The organism is Leisingera sp. ABM4_101, from assembly GCF_056158725.1.
This window is the reverse complement of sequence record NZ_JBSWTV010000002.1, coordinates 1,522,390-1,542,750: the sequence shown is the minus strand read 5'-3', so window position 1 is coordinate 1,542,750 and position 20,361 is coordinate 1,522,390. Positions and strand designations below refer to the sequence as shown.

Annotated in this window: 22 protein-coding genes; 9 read left to right on the top strand and 13 right to left on the bottom strand. The window is 63.1% G+C overall.

Annotated elements, in window-relative coordinates; all coding sequences use genetic code 11:
- Positions 1 to 181: 181 nt before the first annotated feature.
- Positions 182 to 2,584, bottom strand: coding sequence for a mechanosensitive ion channel domain-containing protein (locus ACXAEK_RS08560; protein WP_475041191.1), 2,403 nt, complete (start codon positions 2,582 to 2,584; stop codon positions 182 to 184).
- A 387-nt stretch (positions 2,585 to 2,971) separates the two neighbouring features.
- On the opposite strand from ACXAEK_RS08560, the gene ACXAEK_RS08555 reads away from it, so the two are divergent.
- From ACXAEK_RS08555 to ACXAEK_RS08525, 7 genes are read left to right on the top strand one after another with little or no spacing between them, the layout of a single operon-like run.
- Positions 2,972 to 4,204, top strand: coding sequence for a glycosyltransferase family protein (locus ACXAEK_RS08555; RefSeq protein WP_475041190.1), 1,233 nt, complete (start codon positions 2,972 to 2,974; stop codon positions 4,202 to 4,204).
- Positions 4,201 to 5,445, top strand: coding sequence for a glycosyltransferase (locus ACXAEK_RS08550; RefSeq protein WP_475041189.1), 1,245 nt, complete (start codon positions 4,201 to 4,203; stop codon positions 5,443 to 5,445). Before ACXAEK_RS08555 ends, ACXAEK_RS08550 begins: the two co-directional genes overlap by 4 nt.
- 5 nt (positions 5,446 to 5,450) lie before the next feature.
- Positions 5,451 to 6,539 (top strand): glycosyltransferase family 4 protein, encoded by a 1,089-nt coding sequence (locus ACXAEK_RS08545; protein WP_475041187.1) that lies wholly within the window; start codon positions 5,451 to 5,453, stop codon positions 6,537 to 6,539.
- The gene (locus tag ACXAEK_RS08540) at positions 6,536 to 7,123 is read left to right on the top strand and encodes a histidine phosphatase family protein (RefSeq protein ID WP_475041186.1); all 588 of its coding nucleotides are present in this window, start codon (positions 6,536 to 6,538) and stop codon (positions 7,121 to 7,123) included. Before ACXAEK_RS08545 ends, ACXAEK_RS08540 begins: the two co-directional genes overlap by 4 nt.
- A complete protein-coding gene (locus ACXAEK_RS08535) occupies positions 7,120 to 8,256 on the top strand; it encodes a glycosyltransferase family protein (protein ID WP_475041184.1) in 1,137 nt (378 codons plus the stop codon). The genes ACXAEK_RS08540 and ACXAEK_RS08535 overlap by 4 nt, the downstream gene beginning before the upstream one ends.
- The gene (locus ACXAEK_RS08530) at positions 8,253 to 9,011 is read left to right on the top strand and encodes a polysaccharide deacetylase family protein (RefSeq protein WP_475041183.1); all 759 of its coding nucleotides are present in this window, start codon (positions 8,253 to 8,255) and stop codon (positions 9,009 to 9,011) included. Before ACXAEK_RS08535 ends, ACXAEK_RS08530 begins: the two co-directional genes overlap by 4 nt.
- The gene (locus tag ACXAEK_RS08525) at positions 9,012 to 9,491 is read left to right on the top strand and encodes a class I SAM-dependent methyltransferase (RefSeq protein ID WP_475041181.1); all 480 of its coding nucleotides are present in this window, start codon (positions 9,012 to 9,014) and stop codon (positions 9,489 to 9,491) included.
- 85 nt (positions 9,492 to 9,576) lie between these two features.
- Here ACXAEK_RS08525 and ACXAEK_RS08520 read toward each other — a convergent pair whose 3' ends face one another.
- On the bottom strand, positions 9,577 to 10,719 hold the full coding sequence (locus ACXAEK_RS08520; RefSeq protein ID WP_475041179.1) for an alpha-D-ribose 1-methylphosphonate 5-triphosphate diphosphatase: 1,143 nt from the start codon (positions 10,717 to 10,719) through the stop codon (positions 9,577 to 9,579).
- A 50-nt stretch (positions 10,720 to 10,769) separates the two neighbouring features.
- On the opposite strand from ACXAEK_RS08520, the gene ACXAEK_RS08515 reads away from it, so the two are divergent.
- Positions 10,770 to 11,453, top strand: coding sequence for a DUF1045 domain-containing protein (locus ACXAEK_RS08515; protein WP_475041178.1), 684 nt, complete (start codon positions 10,770 to 10,772; stop codon positions 11,451 to 11,453).
- On the opposite strand, the gene phnN is transcribed toward ACXAEK_RS08515, so the two are convergent.
- From phnN to phnG, 8 genes are read right to left on the bottom strand one after another with little or no spacing between them, the layout of a single operon-like run.
- A complete protein-coding gene (gene phnN, locus ACXAEK_RS08510; protein WP_475041176.1) occupies positions 11,435 to 11,995 on the bottom strand; it encodes a phosphonate metabolism protein/1,5-bisphosphokinase (PRPP-forming) PhnN in 561 nt (186 codons plus the stop codon). The genes ACXAEK_RS08515 and phnN overlap by 19 nt on opposite strands.
- Entirely contained in the window at positions 11,992 to 12,675 is a 684-nt protein-coding gene (gene phnL, locus ACXAEK_RS08505; protein ID WP_475041175.1) for a phosphonate C-P lyase system protein PhnL, read from the bottom strand. The genes phnN and phnL overlap by 4 nt, the downstream gene beginning before the upstream one ends.
- A 10-nt stretch (positions 12,676 to 12,685) precedes the next feature.
- Positions 12,686 to 13,456 (bottom strand): phosphonate C-P lyase system protein PhnK, encoded by a 771-nt coding sequence (phnK, locus tag ACXAEK_RS08500; protein WP_475041174.1) that lies wholly within the window; start codon positions 13,454 to 13,456, stop codon positions 12,686 to 12,688.
- Positions 13,456 to 14,313 (bottom strand): alpha-D-ribose 1-methylphosphonate 5-phosphate C-P-lyase PhnJ, encoded by an 858-nt coding sequence (locus tag ACXAEK_RS08495; protein ID WP_475041173.1) that lies wholly within the window; start codon positions 14,311 to 14,313, stop codon positions 13,456 to 13,458. Before ACXAEK_RS08495 ends, phnK begins: the two co-directional genes overlap by 1 nt.
- Complete coding sequence (locus ACXAEK_RS08490) at positions 14,314 to 14,631, bottom strand: hypothetical protein (RefSeq protein ID WP_475041171.1); 318 nt, start codon at positions 14,629 to 14,631, stop codon at positions 14,314 to 14,316.
- Positions 14,628 to 15,728, bottom strand: coding sequence for a carbon-phosphorus lyase complex subunit (locus tag ACXAEK_RS08485; RefSeq protein ID WP_475041170.1), 1,101 nt, complete (start codon positions 15,726 to 15,728; stop codon positions 14,628 to 14,630). The genes ACXAEK_RS08490 and ACXAEK_RS08485 overlap by 4 nt, the downstream gene beginning before the upstream one ends.
- 4 nt (positions 15,729 to 15,732) lie before the next feature.
- Positions 15,733 to 16,317 (bottom strand): phosphonate C-P lyase system protein PhnH, encoded by a 585-nt coding sequence (phnH, locus tag ACXAEK_RS08480; protein WP_475041169.1) that lies wholly within the window; start codon positions 16,315 to 16,317, stop codon positions 15,733 to 15,735.
- Positions 16,317 to 16,769, bottom strand: coding sequence for a phosphonate C-P lyase system protein PhnG (gene phnG / locus ACXAEK_RS08475; RefSeq protein ID WP_475041167.1), 453 nt, complete (start codon positions 16,767 to 16,769; stop codon positions 16,317 to 16,319). Before phnG ends, phnH begins: the two co-directional genes overlap by 1 nt.
- Before the next feature lie 107 nt (positions 16,770 to 16,876).
- Here phnG and phnF point away from each other — a divergent pair, with 107 nt between their 5' ends.
- The gene (phnF, locus tag ACXAEK_RS08470) at positions 16,877 to 17,590 is read left to right on the top strand and encodes a phosphonate metabolism transcriptional regulator PhnF (protein ID WP_475041165.1); all 714 of its coding nucleotides are present in this window, start codon (positions 16,877 to 16,879) and stop codon (positions 17,588 to 17,590) included.
- Between the two features lie 224 nt (positions 17,591 to 17,814).
- On the opposite strand, the gene ACXAEK_RS08465 is transcribed toward phnF, so the two are convergent.
- Genes ACXAEK_RS08465 through ACXAEK_RS08455 form a run of 3 tightly spaced genes read right to left on the bottom strand, consistent with a single transcriptional unit; the run spans position 17,815 to position 20,029 of the window.
- On the bottom strand, positions 17,815 to 18,618 hold the full coding sequence (locus ACXAEK_RS08465; protein ID WP_475041164.1) for an ABC transporter substrate-binding protein: 804 nt from the start codon (positions 18,616 to 18,618) through the stop codon (positions 17,815 to 17,817).
- Positions 18,615 to 19,325 (bottom strand): ATP-binding cassette domain-containing protein, encoded by a 711-nt coding sequence (locus tag ACXAEK_RS08460; protein ID WP_475041162.1) that lies wholly within the window; start codon positions 19,323 to 19,325, stop codon positions 18,615 to 18,617. The genes ACXAEK_RS08465 and ACXAEK_RS08460 overlap by 4 nt, the downstream gene beginning before the upstream one ends.
- Complete coding sequence (locus tag ACXAEK_RS08455) at positions 19,325 to 20,029, bottom strand: ABC transporter permease (protein WP_475041161.1); 705 nt, start codon at positions 20,027 to 20,029, stop codon at positions 19,325 to 19,327. Before ACXAEK_RS08455 ends, ACXAEK_RS08460 begins: the two co-directional genes overlap by 1 nt.
- Between the last annotated feature and the right edge of the window lie 332 nt (positions 20,030 to 20,361).

Below are 20,361 nucleotides of genomic sequence, written 5' to 3'. Positions count from 1 at the left end.
GCCCGGCCCATCCCGTCCTTCGGTCAATTCACTCCGGAGTATTTTCCATCAGAAAGAAACAGCTTTTGGCGGGCCGGAACACCCGCCAAAAGCCGCGCCGCAGCGCGGCGCCACGCCCAACCCCAAGCGGAGCGCGCCAGCGGTCCGGCGCGGGGGCGGGAGGGCTGCCGTGGCCGCCGGATCAGCGGTCGTCGCCGCCAGGTCCGCCCATATCCTCCAGCAGGTCATCGTCAATGGCGGCTTGCACCGCGCCTACGGCCGCTTCTTTCTGCTTGGGCGTCACCTCGCCCTCCTGGTCCGGGGCCAGGCGCACCGTGACCTCGCGATGGGCGAACTTGACGCCTTCGCGGGCAAACAGTTCCCGGATTTCCTGATAGACCCTTTTGCGCACAATCCATTGATCGCCCGGCTTGGTCATGAACTTGACCCGGATGATCATTGCTGAATCCTGCATCTCAATCACGCCCTGGGATTTCAGCGGCTGTATGAAGGTATGGCCGACAACCGGGTCATCCATCAGCTTCTGGCCCAGTTTCTTGATCAGCTTGCGGACCTTCTCCACATCGGTGTCATAGGTCACCCGCAAGGGCAGTTTCATCATCACCCAGTCGCGGGAATAGTTGGTCAGCACCTTGATCTCGCCAAAGGGGATCGTGTGCAGCGCGCCCAGGTGATGGCGCAGCTGGAACGAACGCACCGAAATCTTCTCGACCGTGCCCTTTACATCACCAATATCGATATACTCCCCCTTGCGGAAGGCATCGTCGATCAGGAAGAACGCTCCAGAGAAGATGTCGCGCACCAGGGTCTGCGACCCAAAGCCCACGGCCAGGCCGACCACACCGGCACCGGCGAACAAGGGGCTCACGTTGATCCCCAACTCCAGAAGAACGATCAGCACGATCGACACCAGCACCACGGCCAGGATCGCTCCGCGGAACAGCGGCAGCAGGGTGGCCAGACGGCTGGCACCGCCGGCGCCGCCCTCGTCGCCCAGTTCGCCGGGCTCCACGTCCCCCACTTCCTCGTCGATCTTGCTGTCGATCCAGATCCGGAACAGGTGATAAACGATGTAGCCGATGAACAGGATCACCGTCACGTCGATCACCCGCTCGGCCGCTGTGGTTTCCGTCCAGCTGGCGTCCGGGTTCCAGACGATCACCAGCGAATAGGCCCCGACAACAAAGGCCAGGATGCCGGCGACGCGGCGGGCAAGGTCTTCGTAGGTGGCAATCGGATGCTTGACCGCCCGCTCCGCGGCATCGCCGTCTTCGCCATCCAGATCCTCCGGCGCCGCGCCGCCGACTGTGTCCGGTGTCAGGCCGCCGGCTTCTTCTGCGGCTTCAGCAGCTTCATCCGCGGTGGCCTGTTCCGGCTCTGCCGCTGACACTTGAACCATACGGCTGCGGTTGAAATAGCGTTCGATGAAATAGTTGATAGCGCCATAGACGACCAGGATCGTGGTTAGAACAAAATAGCTGCCCGCCATCAGCGGGATCGAAATCTCATGTTCCAGCACCAGATCAAAAGCCAGTTTGAGCCAGCCAAAGGCCATATAGGCCATCAGCACCGGCGCCCAGGCCACCGCAAGAATCCGCACCAGCCAGGAGCAGTCTTCCGGCAACCGGCCGGCACGGATGGCATTGGAAATCGCACGGCCGTTGACCAGCACCATCAGCAGATTGCCCAGGGTTCCAACCAGCGCCAGCACACCATAGACCAGCGCATAGACGTTGTAGTTCAGCCCGAAATCGCCAACCCAGGTGGCAAACAGCGTCGAGGAAATATCATAGGTCGCCAGCAGCGAGGCCCAGATATAGAGCCGCTTGGCATCCCGGTCGGAAAAGACCGGGATCCGGTATTGCGCCAGAAAGGGCGACAGCACCATCCGCCACAAGTCGGAGACCGTTCTGGCAAGGAAAAAGGCAGTATAGACAGCTGTTGCCGTGAACTCGATGGACGGATCGCCGGAGGCTCCAAACGCGAGATATGACAGCAGCGCCGCGAAGACCATCGCAAAGACCGTGGCCCCGATCCCCATCAGGAAACGGTAAACCAGGAAGGGCATCTTTTCCTGATAACCCTGCGGATTTTCCCGGATCCGGGCAACCACAAACCGCTTGGCAATCCGCTTGCCGTATATCTGCACTGACAGCCACCGGCCGATCAGCAGGAACAGCACGCTCCACCCCAGTACTTCGACATAGGTCATTATGCGCCCGTCCGGGCTGGTCTGGCGCAGGATGTACTGCATTTCGAAGATCGAATAGGGCAGCGCTTCAAGGCGGCTATTCAGCTCTGCTCTGAAGGCAGCCACCCGCGACTGCGCCTTCATCAGCGCCGACGGCTGCTCCATTGTGTCCGAAGCTGTATTTTCCGCGCCCTCCTCAGTCTCTGGCGGTGTGTTCAGCAACTGGCCGCTGCTGTCCACCACCACAACACTGACACCGCTTTCGGCCGCCTGCTCAATGGCTCTGGACAGCGCCTCTGCTCCGCCTTCGTCACTTTCCTGCGCCTCTGCGTGAGCGGCCAGCCCGATACTCAGCAGCGCCAGAAGCATGATCCGGTACAAAACTTGCAGCATAAGCGCTTATCCTTTTGGAAACTTGAGCCAAATTAACCACGCGCCGGGGCGTTGCGCAAATGGCGCGCACACAACTTCCTGTGCGTTATGCAATAAAGGCGCATGATTGCATGCACAGGGGCTCCGGGCTATACAAATTCAAACATCCGCCCTCCGGGTGGCTGGCCGCAGTTCCCCGATCCGGCCGTCAGCGCCGGGACAGGGAGCGGCACAAACAAATACTGACCGCCCCCCCGGCCAGGCAGGCTGCGGGGCGCGCAATCTGAGGCGGAAGATGGCGGAGCATAAGAGCACGCGCCCGGGGACGAGCGGCAGCCCATGCTGGCCTGGGCGCTGCCCTGCGGAAAGCAGGGGCTCCCAGGGCAGCGCCGCGCAAAACGTCCAGGCATGGCAATGACGGTATCAAACGCATCACAGGCACACTCCGGATCCGCAGCGCGTGGCCTTCGGATCATGTTTTACAGCCACGATACATTCGGCCTGGGCCATTTGCGGCGCTCCCGGGCGCTGGCAGGTGCAATCACAGCTGCCGATCCGGATGCCTCCGCCCTTATCCTGACAGGCTCTCCTGTGGCTGGGCGGTTCTCCTTTCCGACACGGGTTGACCATGTCCGCCTGCCCGGGGTTATCAAACGCTCGGACGGATCCTATGCTTCGCGCACCATGGGTATGAGCATCGAGGAAACCGCTGACCTGCGTGCAGCGCTGATCCGCTCGACGGTGGAGCAGTACGATCCCGATGTTCTGGTCGCCGACAAGGAGCCGACCGGTTTTCGCGGCGAACTGATGCCCGCACTGGACCTGCTGAAATCGCGCGGGCGCTGTAAAATGGTCCTGGGCTTGCGCGACGTGCTGGATGAGCCGGAAGTGCTGGCTGCGGAATGGGAGCGCAAGCACGCGGTCGAGGCCACCCGCGATTTCTATGACGAGATCTGGGTCTACGGGCCGCGTTCGGTTTATGACCCCACTGCCGGGCTGCCCTTCACGCCTGAGATGCAGGCCCGCATGCACTGGACCGGGTACCTGCGCCGCGATTTGGGCCAGGTGGGGGAGCCGCCGGAGCAGCCATACCTGCTGGTTACTCCCGGCGGCGGCGGCGATGGCGAGATGATGGTGGACCTGGTTCTGTCAGCCTATGAAGCCGATCCGGATCTTTCGCCGCGGGCAGTGCTGGTTTACGGCCCCTTCCTGTCCGGCGAAACCCGCGAGGATTTTGAGGCGCGCGTCGCCCGGCTGGATGGCCGCGTCACCGCAGTTGGCTTTGAATCGCAGATCGAAACGCTCTTTGCCGGCGCCCAAGGCGTTGTCTGCATGGGAGGCTACAACACATTCTGCGAGGTGTTGTCCTTTGACAAACCCGCGGTGATCGTGCCCCGTACAACGCCGCGGCTGGAACAATGGATCCGGGCCAGCCGGGCGGAGGAGATCGGCCTCACGACCATGCTGGACGAGTCCCGCGATGGCTGGACCGCGCCAGCGCTGGCCAAGGCAATCCGCGCGCTGGAAACCCAGCCGCCGCCGTCTGCTGCCGGTTCCGAAGGGCTTCTGGACGGGCTGGACTATGTGACTCGGCGCGTTGATGCACTGCTTCACGATCCCCGCAATGAGGCTGCTGAATGAACGCTGCCCGCCCGCCGCTGGTGGTGGTAGTCAAGGGCTGGCCGCGGCTGTCCGAGACTTTCATCGCACAGGAGCTGGTCGCCCTTGAGGCCGCCGGCCATACCTTTGAAATCTGGTCCCTGCGCCACCCGACCGACATCAAACGCCATCCGTTGCATATGCAGCTGAACGCGCGGGTAAACTATCTGCCGGAGTATCTGTATGAAGAACCGGACCGGGTGTGGCGCGCCCGCGCACTTGCACGGCAGCTGCCCGGCTACGGTGACGCTTACCGGACCTGGCGCGCCGACCTGCGTCGCGACCAAACACCCAACCGTATCCGGCGATTCGGCCAGGCCTGTGTTCTGGCGGCTGAGATGCCGGACGAAGTGCTGGGTCTCTACGCGCATTTCCTGCACACGCCTTCCTCTGTCGCGCGTTACGCCGCAATCATGCGGGGCCTGCCCTGGAGCTTTTCGGCCCATGCCAAGGACATCTGGACCTCGCCAGATTGGGAGCTGAAGGAAAAGCTCGCTGCAGCCAGCCACGGCGCCGCGTTCGGCGCAACCTGCACCGGGTTCGGCGCCAGGCATCTGAAGGAATTGGCGGACACTCCGGAGCGGGTCGATTTAGTCTATCACGGGCTGGACCTGAACCGCTTTCCAGCACCGCCGGAACGCCGCCCACGCTGCCCGCAGGATCCGGTTCACTTCATGTCTGTCGGACGCCTGGTTGAAAAGAAAGGATTCGACCGCTTAATTGCCGCGCTGGCCTTGCTGCCTGCAACCCTCGACTGGCACTGGACCCATATCGGCGGTGGCGGGCTGGGTGAATTGCTACAGGACACAGCGGAAGATGCAGGCATCGCTGACCGCATCACCTGGCGCGGCGCCTGCGATCAGCCTGAGGTAATCGAAGCCATGCGCTCATCCGATCTGTTCGTGCTGCCGAGCCGGGTGGCCGCGGATGGCGATCGCGACGGGCTTCCGAACGTACTGATGGAGGCGGCCTCGCAGGCCCTGCCGATCCTGTCGACCCCTGTCTCTGCGATTCCGGAGTTCATTGACCATGGCGTACATGGGCTGCTGAGCCAAGACAGCCCGGAAGCTCTGGCAGAAAGCCTGCTGTACGCTGCCCGGCAGCCGCAGAAGCTGGCGGAAATGGCTCAGGCTGCTCTCACCCGCTTGCGCAGCGACTTCGGGATGGATCCTGGCATTGCTCAGCTTTCCATGCGGCTGAATGCTATGCTGACGGGCAGCTGACCGCCATGCAGTCAGGAGCCGGAAAGCGGGTTGCCTTCTATGCGCCAATGAAGCCGCCGCACCACCCTGTCCCTTCTGGCGACCGCGAGATAGCGCGCAATCTGATTGCCCTGCTCAAATCCAGCGGCGCCAGGGTCCAACTGGTGTCAGAGCTGCGGAGCTATGACAAACAGGGGGACGGGGCGCAGCAATCTGCCCTGCATGCAAAGGCAGAAGCCGAAGCAGCCCGCCTGTCCTCTCAGATGCCGGATACGGATATCTGGGTCACATACCACAATTACTACAAGGCTCCCGACCTGATCGGCCCCGCAGTGGCTCGCAACCGCGGCATTCCGTATGTGCAAATCGAATCCACCCGCGCCAAGAAACGGTTGACCGGCCCATGGGCTGGCTTCGCCAAGGCTGCTCATGCTGCCGCGGACGCTGCCGATGCGATCTTCCACTTTACCGAACAGGACCGCTTCGCGCTGGATCGTGACCGCTGCGGCAGCCAGATCATTGCCCGCCTTGCCCCCTTCCTGCCGCTTGACGGCCTGCCTGAGCTGTCATCTCTGGACGGCCCCATGCTGGCAGCCGGCATGATGCGCGCCGGCGACAAGCTGGCCTCTTACGGCATCATCGCGCAAACACTTGCGCTTCTGCCTGGTGATTGGCGCCTGGATATCGCAGGCGATGGCCCGGCCCGGACGGAGGTCGAGGCATTGATGACCCCCTTCGCGGACAGGGTCCGCTTCCTAGGTCAGCTCAGCCGCGCCGACTTGGAAACCGCCTACTCACGTGCGGGCCTGTTTTTGTGGCCAGGCGTCAATGAGGCATTTGGCATGGTTTATCTGGAAGCCCAGGCACATGGGCTGCCTGTAGCCGCTCAGGACCGGCCCGGCGTACGGGATGTGCTGCTGCCCGGGACTTATCCCGCACCGGAAGCCGGGCCGCGCGCGCTCGCATCGTTTACCGCCAGGCTGCTTGCAAACCCTGGCCTGCGCGCCGAGACTGCCGGGAATGCCCGCGACTTCATATCGAACCACCATCTTTCACCTGCTGCTGCCCGGACCTTCTGGAACACCGTTTTGCCGCTAATGGACCGCTCTGCATGATCCGCCTCGCTCTCCTGCGCCACGGCCACACCGCCTGGAACCGCGCCGGCCGTATTCAGGGCCGCAGCGATATACCGCTGGATGATGCGGCCCGGGCAGAGCTGCGCGGCTATGCCCTGCCCGGCAGCTGGCAGCAGGCAGAGCTTTGGTCCAGTCCGTTGATGCGTGCGGCGGAAACCGCAGAACTTGTTGCTGAACGCCCGGCGCGCACTGCACCCGAATTGACGGAAATGAACTGGGGCGATTGGGAAGGGCTGCATGGCATGGAGCTGAAGGCAGACCCCGTCAGCGGCTTTCGCGATATCGAAGACTGGGGCTGGGATTACCGCCCGCCCGGCGGCGAGACCCCGGCAGAAGTCTGGGACCGGATCGCGCCCTGGCTGCACGATCTGACGCAGGACGCCATTGCCGTCTGCCACATCGGCATCATGCGAATGATACTGGCACGGGCGCATGGCTGGAACTTTGACGGCCCTGCCCCCTTCCGCATCAAACGGAACCGGTTTTTTGTTGTGGAACTTGAAGGCACCCGCATCACGCCGTGGCCGGAACCGGTGCGGCTGCTGCGCAGGGGTGCTCCATGAAAGTCCTGATTGCCGTCACACATTTGCTGGGAACAGGCCACCTGTCCCGTGCTTTGACCCTGGCTCGGGCCTTCCTTGCCGCGGGACACAAGGTGCAGGTCGTTTCCGGCGGCTTCCCGGCGCCACAGCTCCATGCCGGGGATGTCGAGGTGATCCAGCTGCCGCCCTTGCGTTCAGACGGGGTGAATTTCACTAGGCTGCTGGCAGAAGATGGAACGCTTGCAGATGAGGCCTATCTGGCCCACCGCCAGTCCGCCCTGGTTGCCGTGCTGCATGCCTTGCAGCCGGATGTTCTGCTCACGGAACTCTACCCTTTCGGGCGCCGCTCTCTGCGCAAAGAATTTCTTGCCCTGCTGCAGGCGGCCAGCACGTTGCCGCGGCGGCCGGTGGTCTTGTCTTCTATCCGGGACATCCTCGCCCCCCCTTCAAAACCGGAGAAGGCGGAAAAGGCAGACGCGGTCATCGCCCAATATTACGACGCGGTGCTGGTTCACTCCGATCCTGCCGCGACCCGGCTGGAAGCTAGCTGGCCCGTCTCCGGCATGCTGGCGGGCAAGCTTCGCTATACCGGCTACGTAGCCCCCCCTGCCGCAGGCCGGCACCCGCAGAGGGCAGGCACAGGCGAAATCCTGGTCAGTGCCGGCGGCGGCAGCGTCGGCGCGCCGCTGTACCGCACAGCCCTTGAGGCCGCCAGGCTGATGCCCGGCACGCCTTGGCGGCTGTTGGTGGGCGGGTCCGACGCATCCCACCGCATCGAGACGTTCGCCCGGACCGGATCCCCAGCTGTGCTGGAGCCTGCGCGCAAGGACTTCCGTCAAATGCTGTCTCATGCCGCCGCCTCCGTCAGCATGTGCGGCTACAACACCGCACTTGACCTTTTGCAGGCCGGCACGCCCGCCGTTCTGGTGCCGTTCGACGCAGGAAACGAAACAGAACAAAGCCTGCGTGCAGCCAGCCTTATGCCATTGAACGGCATCGAGGTTGTTAGGACTGCTGACCTTTCCCCGGAAACGCTATGCGCTGCGGTCAAGGCGGCAATGCAGGCTCCGCCGCGGCTGGCGGGCGGTTTCAGGTTTGACGGGGCCGCCCGGAGTGTGGAGATTGCCGCAGAGCTTGCGGGAGGGCGCGGATGACACCGGATTGGAGCGGGTTGGACCGGGAACTGGAGCATTGGCAGGAGTCGGGATTGACGCTGCCCCTTTGGTGGCGCGACGATGACGCCATGTCCCAGTCCTCTGAGCTGGACAAGCTGGCGGAACTCTCAACCTCGCTTGACCTGCCCGTGCATCTGGCGGTGATTCCGCAGGGCGCCACACCTGACCTTGCCAGGTTTGTTGCAGGCAACCCGCAACTGATACCAGTGGTTCATGGCTGGGCCCACCAGAACCACGCCCCGGCGGGCGAGAAGAAGGCCGAATTCGGCGCTCACCGCCCGCTGGAGGAGCTGCTGGACGACGCCGAGCGGGGGCTGACCGCCTTACAGGAGATGTTCGGCAGCAGCCTGCGGCCCATGTTTGTGCCACCCTGGAACCGGGTTTCACCCGAAATGCTGACCTGGCTGGCTGGCGCCGGGTATACAGCAGTGTCTACTTTTACGCCACGCAAGGCTGCAAAGCCCGCGCCTGGGCTGCTGCGTGTGAACACCCATTTGGACCCGATCGACTGGAAGGGCGGCCGCCGGCTGCTGCCGCCGGATCAGCTGACAGCGCAGGTGGCACGCCAGCTGCGCGACCGCCGCCTCGGGGATACGGACAATACCGAACCCTACGGGCTGCTCACCCACCATCTGGTGCATGACGAAGCCGTCTGGAGCTTTACCGCAGCGCTTGCCAAGCGTCTTCTTGATGGCCCGGCGGAGGCCTGGATCTACGATGAAAGGATGTCCTGAATGAGCCGTCTGGATTCCATGCTGCGCCGGCTGACCGCCCAGCGCGACGGGCTGAACTGGGCCGCGGATCAGATCAGTGCGCTGGACGGCGACGTGCTGGACATGGGGCTGGGCAACGGCCGCACCTATGATCACCTGCGCGAGATTCTGGCACATCGCCGGATCTGGGTGATCGACCGGGTGCTGCAATGCCATCCTTCCTGCGTTCCGCCAGAACAGGACTTTTTGCAAGGCGAGGCCAAACCGATGCTTGAAAGGCTCGCTGCCGAAGGCCGCCGGATTGCGCTGGCCCATTATGACTTCGGTTTCGGGGTCAAGGAAAAGGACGTCGCCGAAGCGGCCGCGCTTTCGCCGATGATTGCCCAGGTCATGGCACCGGGCGGAATCATCGTCTCGGGCCAGCCGCTAGCTGGCTTCGTAGAGCTGGATGGTCCCGAAGGTATTCCGCCGGGCCGTTACATGTTCTACCGGGCAGGCTGAGCCGGGTCCCGGCCGGCCCCCGGCCGGGCAGCGTACGCCCCCGCCCCAAGCAGGCGGGCGCTTCCACCCTCTGCCGCAGCAACGGTCAGGCTACCCGCGATCCGCGCGACCAGACACCGCGCACGGCAGGAGTCCCCTCGGCCACACGGAACCGGACCAAATCGGCACGTTTGCCGGTTTCCAGCCGCCCGCGGTCTCCAAGCCCCACCGCATCGGCCGGCACATGGGTCACCGTGCCCAGCCCCCGCGCCATATCCCCCCACAGGTTGCCCAGCCTGACCGCTGCCATCAGCAGCGCGGCGGGAACATAATCAGACGACAGGATGTCCAGAAGCTCGAGTTCCGCCAGCTGCTGCGCCGCGACATTGCCGGAGTGAGAGCCGCCGCGGATCAGGTTCGGCGCCCCCATCATCACCTTGATGCCATGGGCACGGCAGGCCTGCGCGGCCTCCACCGTAGTTGGGAACTCTGCCAGTTGAATGCCGTGGCCTGCCGAAACCGCCACCTGCTCTGCAGTGGTATCGTCATGGCTGGCCAGCACCGCGCCAAACTGCCTGGCCGCCTTGACGGCTTCTGCCTCATGGCGCTCCCCGAAGGCCTGCCGCAGTTCCTTGAGATGCATGACATGAGCTTCAAAGGCCCTATCATCAAACCCGTGCTTGCCCTTCAAATACCCCTTCAGTTTGCTGAGGTCCCGGAACTGCCGCTGGCCAGGCGTATGGTCCATCAGCGACAAAAGCCCGACCCGGTCGGCTTCCCCAAAACCGTTTAGTTCCTCCAGCAGAGTATCGGAACAGACCTCTGCCCGCAGATGCAGGAAATGCGAGATCTTAAGGACATCCGCCGCGCGCAACTCTAGAAGCTCGGATGCCAGCTGCCGGGCATATGCGCCATAGCGGCTTTCCCGGCGGCTGATTGACCCGACACGCATCGCGTCAAACACAGTGGTGATGCCGGTTCCCGCAAGTTCGGCATCGTGGGCAAGGATCGCGCTGGCATGCGGCCAGTCGACCTTGGGGCGCGGCTGGATGTGGCGCTCCAGATTGTCGGTGTGCAGCTCCACCAGCCCAGGGCAAACAAAATCGCCCTCGCAGTCAACCGCCCCCGGAAGAACCGTGCTGCCATCCGCGATATCCGCGATCCGGCCGTCCGCGATTTTCACGCTCCCGGTGCGGATCTCGTCCGGCAGCACCAGCAGAGCATTGGCAAGGATCAATTCATCTGTCATCTGAACTTCACATCTTTCGAGCTATGGAAGGCCACGTTTAGGAGGCCAATGTGACATTCACGCGATACGCGATCTATTACGCCCCGCCCGCCTGCGCGGAATGGAGCCGGTTTGGAACCAGCTGGCTGGGCTGGGACATGGAAGCAGGCCGCGGGCTGCCGCATCCGGCGGTGGCTGGGCTGGATGTTGCGGCAATCACGGACGTGCCTCGCAGATACGGGCTGCACGCCACCATGAAACCGCCAATGCGCCTTGCCGAAGGCCGGACGCAAGCCGCGCTTGAAGATGCCTGCGCCGCTCTGGCCGCTTCGCAAATGCCGGTCACGCTGGACGGTTTGCACCTGGCGCGTCTGGGGCGGTTTCTGGCGCTGCGCCCAACCGGGGATCACGCTGCGCTGAACGCACTGGCGGCGGCTTGCGTGAACGGGCTGGACAGCTTCCGCGCGCCTGCAACCGAGGCCGACCTGGAACGCCGCCGGGCTGCCGGGCTGACGCCTGAACAGGACGAAAACCTCATCCGTTGGGGCTACCCTTATGTGCTGGATCAATTCCGCTTTCACATCACGCTCACCGGCAGGCTGCCCAAGCCGAAGCTGCCCGCGGTCGAGGCTGCGCTGGAGAAGCACCTGATCCCGCTCTTGCCCGCACCCATCATGATCACCGACCTGGCTCTGATGGGCGAGGCGCCGGACGGCAGATTCCACCTGATCCACCGCTACGCCCTTTCCGGCTGAAGGGCGGCCAGCGCAGAGTTCACCGCCGTGCTGAGCGCACCGCTGTTGTCGATTTCATAAACCCAATTCAGCCCTTCCGGCAGCGGATTGACTGCCCGCGCCAGACGGCGCCGAACTTCATCAGAGTCCTCCCGCCCTCGGGCAATGAGCCGTTCTGACAGCACCTCCGGCCGCGCCGTCACCGACAGCACAATGAAGTCGCCGAATACTTCCTGTGCTTCCAGCAGCACAGCGCGGGAGAGGTTCACCAGCACCCCGCCCGAGCCCTCGCGCAGCTTACCGATGTCGCGGGGAATGCCGTAGTGCAACCCATGCGCTTGCCAATGCAAGGCAAAGACGCCCTTTTCTGCAAGGGTAGAAAATTCGGCCTCTGTGACCGCTTGGTAGTCCTCCCCGCCCGCGTCCGGTACGCGGGTGATCACCCGGCGCATCAGCCGCAGTTGCGGGCCGGAGACCGCCAGGGCAGACATCAGGCTGTCCTTGCCCGCCCCGGATGGCCCGACCACGGCAATGACGGGACCTTTGCCAGCCGGCCCACTCATGCTGCCGCCTTGGGCGCAAAGCCCGACACATCCACGAACCGGTCGCAAACCTGCTGGCGCGCCGCCTCATCGTGGAAAATACCGATAATCGCCGCCCCCCGGCCCTTGGCGCCTTCGATCAAGCTCAGAACGGTTGCGCGGTTCTGCGCATCCAGGCTGGCCGTCGGCTCGTCCAGCAGCAGCGCCGGATAGCCGTAGGCAAAGCCGCGGGCGATGTTCACCCGCTGCTGCTCTCCGCCCGAGAATGTGGTAGGGCTGAGGCTCCACAACCGCTCCGGGATATTGAGCTGCGCCAGCAGCGAGGCCGCCTTATCGCGGGCCTGCTCCACTGGCGCGCCGACGGCCAGCAGCGGCTCTGCCACCACGTCGAGCGCCGGCACCCGCGGCACAACACGCAGGAACTGGCTGACATAACCCAAGGTCTCACGCCGCAGCGCCAGGACCTCGCGAGGCTCGGCCTTGGCCACATCCACGTCCCCCACCATCACGCTGCCGGATGCCGCCAGATAGTTGCCGTAGATTACCCGCATCAGGGTGGATTTACCTGCACCGGACGCCCCGGTCAGGCCAACGCATTCACCGGGCTGAACGCTGAGCGTGGCGTTTTCCATTACCGGGATCACCGCGCTGCCCTGGTTGTGCAGGGTGAAGCTCTTGCTCACATTGGTCAGTTCAATCATCGCCCTGCCCTCAGACTTGCAGCACGCTGGAGACCAGCAGCTGGGTATAAGCGTGCTGGGGATCGTCCAGCACCTGGTCGGTCAGCCCGGATTCCACCACATGGCCGTCCTTCATTACCATCAACCGGTCTGCCAAGAGGCGCACCACGGCCAGATCGTGGGTGACGATGATGGCGCTCAGCCCCATTTCCCGCACCAGCCCGCGCAGCAGGTCCAACAGACGCGCCTGGACAGAGACATCCAGACCACCGGTCGGCTCGTCCATGAAAACTAGCCGCGGGCCGGTCACCAGATTGCGGGCGATCTGCAGCCGCTGCTGCATCCCGCCGGAGAAGGCCGAAGGCCGGTCATCTATCCGGTTTTCGCTGATCTCAACCCGGCCCAGCCAGTCGGCGGCACGTTCACGGATCGAACCATAGTGGCGGCCGCCCACGGCCATCAGCCGCTCGCCGATGTTGCCGCCGGCAGACACGGACATGCGCAGGCCATCCCGGGCGTTCTGATGGACAAAGGCCCAGTCGGTGCGGCTCAGCATACGGCGTTCCGGCTCGGACATGGTGACGGTATCAACCGGCCCATCCGCACGGGTGTCAAAAATCACCTCGCCCCGGTCCGGCTCCAGATGGCCTGCAAGGCTGTTCAGCAGGGTCGACTTTCCCGACCCGCTCTCGCCCACGATTCCCATCACCTCTCCGGGAAACAGATCAAAGCTTACATCCGTGCAGCCGATCCGTGCGCCATACATCTTGGCGACATTTTTCACTTGCAGCAACGGGGTCATCACGCGGCCTCCTCACTCAGGCGGCCGGTATGGCCCGCCTCGCGCCGCGAACGGCAATAGTCCGTGTCAGAGCAGACGAACATCCGGTTGCCCGCATCATCCAGGATCACCTCATCCAGATAGCTGTGCTCGGAGCCGCACAGGTCGCAGGCCTGCTCGGCCTTGCTGGCCTCAAACGGGTAGTCCTCGAAATCCAGCGAGACGACCTGGGTATAGGGCGGCACCGCGTAGATGCGCTGCTCGCGGCCTGCGCCGAACAGCTGGATGGCCGCCATCTCCATCTTGGGGTTGTCGAATTTGGGGATCGGCGAAGGATCCATCACATAGCGCCCTTCCACCTTGACCGGGTAGGCATAAGCGGTGGCGATGGCGCCATGCTGGCTGATGTCTTCATATAGCTTCACATGCATCAGCCCGTATTCTTGAAGCGCGTGCATCTTCCGGGTCTCAGTTTCGCGCGGCTCCAGAAACCGCAGCGGCTCCGGGATCGGTACCTGGTAGACCAGGATCTGGTCTTCATTCAGCTCTGCCTCGGGGATCCGGTGGCGGGTCTGGATGACGCTGGCCTTTTCGGTTTTCTCGGTGGTCTCCACACCCGCTGTCTTCTCGAAAAACTTGCGGATCGACACTGCATTGGTGGTGTCATCCGCGCCCTGGTCGATCACTTTCAGCGTATCATCCGGGGTCAGCGTGGCGGCGGAAACCTGCACGCCGCCGGTGCCCCAGCCATAGGGCATCGGCATTTCGCGGCTGGCAAAAGGCACTTGATAGCCCGGCACCGCAAGGCCTTTCAGGATCGCCCGGCGGATCATCCGCTTGGTCTGTTCATCGAGATATGCAAAATTGTAGTCAGACATTTAGATACTCGCATTTAGAAAGGCGAAAATTTGAACGACGCAATTTTTGGTGCGGTCCTCATCATTGGCGGTGCTGTCGCCATGATGATGATTTCGCTCATACGCCATAACACTCCAAAACGGCGGCAACGGCGCAAGAGCCTGCGCCAAGACGAAACCGGCGTTTGGATCTGGACCGATTTCGACGGAAGGGAACGCCGCTCGGATCAGCGCCCTGACCAGCCGGGAGGTGACTGGCATTCCGACAAAGGGGGAGCGGCAGACGGCGGATGGAGCGATACAGGCGGCGATGGCGGAGGGGGTGGCGACTAAACTCACTGCGCCGCCTCCCGTGCCGCCAGCGTCTCGGACAACTCCCCCGCCTCGCGGCGCAGTTTGCGGACCAGTTCCAGCTCAGACTGGAAATCCACGTAATGCGGCAATTTGATATGCTCCAGAAACCCTGTGGCCTGAATGTTGTCTGCATGGCTCAGAACAAATTCCTCGTCCTGCGCAGGCGCACCCAAATTGTCCTCGCCCAGCTCCTCCCAGCGCAGTGCGCGGTCGACCAGCGCCATGGCGATGGATTTGCGCTCTGACTGGCCAAAGACCAGCCCATAGCCGCGGGTGAACTGCGGCGGCACAGTTTTGGAGCCTTTGAACTGGTTCACCGTCTCGCATTCGGTCAGCTCCACCTCGCCGATCTCAATGGCAAAACCCAGTTCCGGGATCTCCATCTCCACCGGCACTTTGCCAATGCGCAGCTCACCGACAAAGGCGTGGTTGCGCGCATAGCCGCGCTGGGTGGAATAGGCCATGCCCAGGATGAACCCCTCATCCCCGCGGGTCAGAGACTGCAGCCGCACTGCCCGCCCGGCTGGAAAGGAAATCGGTTCACGAGTCAGATCGCCCGGAACCGCGTCCGAAACAGGCTCGCGTTCAATGATGTCTTCGCCCTGCAGGAACTCGGTGATGTGCGGTGTAGCTTCCTTGCGCGGCTTCGCAACCGGTGCGTCGGGCACTTCGCCCTCGGCGGCCAGTTTGAAGTCCAGCAGACGGTGTGTGTAATCGAACGTCGGTCCCAGAACCTGCCCGCCCGGCGCGTCCTTGAAGGTCGCCGAAATCCGGCGGTCGCAGGCCATGTCACCGGTTTTCACCGCTTGCGAGCAGCCGAACCTCGGCAAGGTGGTGCGGTAGGCGCGGATCAGAAAAATTGCCTCGATCAGATCGCCGCGCGACTGCTTGATCGCCAGCGCCGCCAGGTCCGGATCATAAAGCGACCCTTCCGCCATCACCCGGTTCACCGCTAAGCTCAGTTGCTCGCGGATCTGGGCGAGTGACAGCTCGGACACATCCATGTCGCCGCGACGCTCCTCGGCCAGCCAGGCATGAGCGTTTTCAATGGCGCGCTCGCCGCCTTTGACTGCAACATACATGGGCTCAGGCCTCCTCAGTGACTTGGGTCGAGCGCGGCAGCGCAGCCACCTGCGGCCCCGCTGTAAAGAAGAAATCCAAACCCAGAGGATAAAGCGCGGCGTTGTTTTGGAACGCCGCCAGCTCGGGCAGCTGCATTCGGGCCGTGTCCTTGATGCCAGGACCTCGCAGCTGCGCATTCGGCGCATCAAAGCCCGCCACCTCGGCAATCATCGTTGCCGAACGGTCAGGGTATTCCGGCGTTCCGTTGCGAAAGCGGGAAAGCGGCATCAGCTCCTCCCAGCCGCCAAGAGCAAAGTCCGCCTGTTCTGCAGGAACAAGCCGCGCGCCGGTGTGGAAGGCAAGCCAGCCGCGCAGGGCTTTGCTGTCGGTTTCCGGCGCCAGGAATACTCCGGTTTCCGCATCGCAAAGTGTCAGCAGCAGGCTGCCCGCAGCGGCAGAGATGCCGCCGGGCGGGAGAGCACCGGCGATGTCCTGGATCTGGCCGGGGTGTGCCATCGCGTTCATCGCGGCGCGAAACGCATGCGCTGCATCCACAGGCGGATTGGTGAAACCGCCCGCGTAGACGGCATTATGGCTCTGCGAACTCATCAATCCTCTCCACGCACCATGGTGAAAAACTCGACCTTGGTTGCTGCTGCCTTGGCCGCGCGCGCCTCTTTCTGCGCCTGCCGCTCCTCTGCCAGTGGCGCCAGCACCGTCTCGCGCACGGCGCCTGCTGCGCTAGTCTGCATCAGAGCGTCGATCTTCGCCGCGATTTCGGCCTTGGCCTTGCTCCGGCCCTGCACATAACCGTGGCCGACTGTGCCGTCCTCCAGCGACAGCGCACAGCGGGTGACTGTCATCTCACCCAGGTTGAAAGGCGCTCCGGTGCCGCCCATGCGGCCGCGCACCATGACGCCGCCTGCCTCAGGTGCCCGCAGGAATGCGCACACGGGATTTTCTCCGCAATCCTGCCATAGTTCAGTCAGCCGGGCCTCATCAGCCGAAGCCAACAGGCTCATCCAGACCTTGCGGTCCTCTCCGGAAAAAGTGGTATTCATTTGTCTAGGCCTCTTGGCAAAGTTGTCTATGATTAATATACAACTAGACAAATATTAACTGAGTCGCCTCGCGCAGCGCAATCCAAGAGTTGTGAAAGTTCCGTGACATGGCCCGCACCCCCGTTTGGAAGTCTATCGCCATCGCCCTGACTGACGACATCGCGCAGGGACGTTACGAAACCGGTGGCAAACTGCCGCCTGAAACGCAGTTATCCGCCCGCTTCGGCGTGAACCGCCATACGGTGCGCCGTGCGCTGGCGGATATGGCTGAGCAGGGCCTGGTTCACGCCCGGCGCGGCGCCGGCGTCTTTGTGGCGGCCAAGCCAACCGATTATCCGATCGGCAAGCGGGTCCGGTTCCACCAGAACCTCGCCCGCGAAGGGCGCTGCCCCGCCAAGACGATCCTGGCACTGGAGACCCGCGCAGCCTCTGCCCGCGAGGCCAATGCGCTGCGACTGGATCCAGGAGCAGAAGTGCATGTCTATGACGGGCTATCGCTGGCCGATGGGCAGCCCATCGCCTTGTTCCAAAGTATCTTTCCCGCACATCGCTTTCCAGGCATCCTCGATGCCCTGCAAGAGCAGCTCTCAGTAACTGCTGCACTGCTGCAATTCGGCGTTGAAGATTACACCCGGATTGAAACCCGTATCACCGCCAAGCTGGCCACTGCCACCCAGGCCCTGCACCTGAAGATTGCCGAAGGCAGCCCGATCCTGCGCACCACTGGAGTCAACGCCGACCAAGAAGGCCGCCCGGTGGAATTCGGCCGCACCTGGTTTGCCGGCGACCGGGTCACGCTGACGGTTGGCGGCGAGGGCTGAGAGCGCTCCCGCCTGCTCCGGCGCAATTGAAATTGCACTTTGCAGTTGGGCCTGGCGCCGCGCTGCCGCGAGGCGGAAGCGGCCCACAACAGGCGCGGCGTTTCCTGGCGGCTTTCACACTGAAGCGCGTTTCGAGATCTCCGTCCGCACAGCGCGCAGCGCGGTGCCGGGCCCAACTTTGCAGGGCACCTGTGATGCCCAGAACAGGCGGCCCCCCCTCTGCGTTACTCCACAGCGTTGAACACAAACAGCGTCTCACCGTTGATCTGATACCCGTTGATCAGTTCCCTGGCCTTGTCCGACACCAGCCATTCTTCCAGCTGCATCGCCAGCGCGTTCTCCACATGGCCATGCTTGTCCGGATTCACAGGGATATAGGCATACTGGTTGAACAGCACCGGATCACCGGCAAACAGCAGCATCAGCCCGCTCTTGTTGCCAAAGTTCAGCCAGCTGGCCCGGTCCGACATGATATAAGCATCCATACCGGCCGCCGTATTCAGCGCCGCCCCCATGCCTGCCCCTACAGCCCGGTACCAGGAACCAAAGCTCTCAGGCTCAAGTTCCGCGGCCCGCCAGAGGCTCAGCTCCTTCTTATGTGTGCCGCTGTCATCGCCGCGGCTGACAAAGGCGGCCTCGGCCTTGGCAATATTGCGCAGAGCATCTGCCGCATCAGCAGCCTCTGCAATCCCTGCCGCATCATCTTTCGGGCCGATGAAGACAAAGTCGTTATACATAATCTCCCGGCGATGGGTGCCGCTGCCGCCTTCCAAAAATTTCTCCTCGGCCTTCTTGGAATGCACCAGGATGGCATCCACATCCCCCGCCTCGCCAAGGCGAATCGCCTGGCCGGTGCCAACCACCAGCAGCTGCACGTCCAGCCCCAGATCCTTCTTGATTTCCGGCAGAAGGATCTCCGCCAGGCCCGAATTGTGAAATGAGGTCGTCACCGCCACCTTCATCTCCTCTGCCGCCGCGGTGCCAGCCAGGGCCGCCGCAGCAAGGACTCCCAAAATCAGATGTTTCATTCGACAATATCCCCGTTAAGAAATGCACGCCCCTGCGGCGTTTGCGGCCCGGCAAAAAATGCCTCTGCCGGGCTGAATTCATGGATGCGGCCGCCCAGAACAAAGACCACCTCATCCGCCAGCCGCCGGGCCTGGCCCATGTTGTGGGTGGACATGATCAGCCTGGTGCCGCCCCCGGCAGCCTGGGCCAGAATTTCTTCGATCTCCCGCGTCGCCCGGCCGTCCAGGGCTGCACATGGCTCATCCAGAAAAAGCACGTCCGGCTCGCGCACCAGCGCGCGGGCCAGCGCCAGCTTTTGCCGTTCGCCCCCTGATAGCATGGTCGCCTGCCGCTCTAGGATTTCACCCAGCCCGACACGGCCAGCCCATTCCGCCGCCCGCGTCCGCGCCTCTTTGCGGCCAACGCCGGTCAGCCGCAGCGGATAGGCGATGTTCTCGATCACCGTGCGCCGCATCATCACCGGAACCTGGAACACGAAGGCCTGGCGCTTCTGCGCCTCCGCCAGCGGGCAAGCCCAGTTCAGGCGGCCGTCGTTCATCCGCACGATCCCGTGCAGCATTTTGAGCAGCGTTGTCTTGCCCGCTCCGTTAGGGCCGATAACAATTGACGTGCCCTGACCGCCCAAGGTCAGATCAACGGGACCAACCAAAACTTTACCGCGCCGCCGGACCTGAGCGCCATTTGCCACCAAGGGGAACATCTGCATCACCAGCGCCCCTCGCTCTCGGTGCGGCCAAGCCAGTGGATCGCAAGGTTGACTGCAATCGCCAGCGCGATCAGTACAAAACCCAGACCCAGCGCCATCGCAAATTCGCCCTTGCCCGTCTCCAGTGCAATTGCCGTGGTCAGCACCCGTGTGGCGTGGTCGATGTTGCCACCAACCACCATGATCGCGCCCACTTCACCAATTGCGCGGCCAAAACCCGCCAGCGCTGCGGTCAGCAGCGCCCGCCGCCCGTCCCACAACAACGCCTGGATACGCTGAAACTGTGTGGCGTTCATCGAGATCAGCAGGTCGTGGTAATCGCTCCACAATTCGCGCAAGCTCTGATGCGCGACCGATGCCACCAGCGGCACCACGATGATTACTTGCGCAATGATCATTGCCGTTGGCGTGAACAGCAGACCAAAGACACCAAACGGACCGGCGCGAGACAGGAAAACGTAAACCACCAGCCCCACAACAACCGGCGGCAGCCCCATCAGCGCGTTGAGCACCGCAATCGTGGCCCGCCGCATCCGGAAGCGGCGCACCGCAAGAAAGGCGGCCAAAGGCAGCGCAATGGCACAGGCAATGGACAGCGCTGTCAATGTGACCCGCAATGACCGCAGCGTGATCTCCACCAGATCCGCGTCCAGCGTCGCCAGCAGCCAAAAGGCCTGGCTCAATCCTGCCAACAGATCGTTCATTGCGCCTGGTCTACTCCGCATGAGTTTTTCGGCAGGGTCTAACACCCGCTGACTGATTTCAAAATCACAGGAGAAGGCATTGGAACAGCCAAAAACGGCAGGCCACTGGAAAAAGGTCACTTTGACCACCATATCCTTACCGGGACCAAACAGTTCAGGACAGAATAGCCGCGTTTTTGCAGACCCGCCGCACGGCGACGTCAAAACCGTGCCGCGTGTTAGCGCCAAATCACCGCATTTGGCTTCGTTTCCGCTCACACGCGCTTGCGTGCGCGATATGAACGTGAAACAACCCCCGCCCAAAGTGTCACCCCGGACGCAACCTTGAGGAA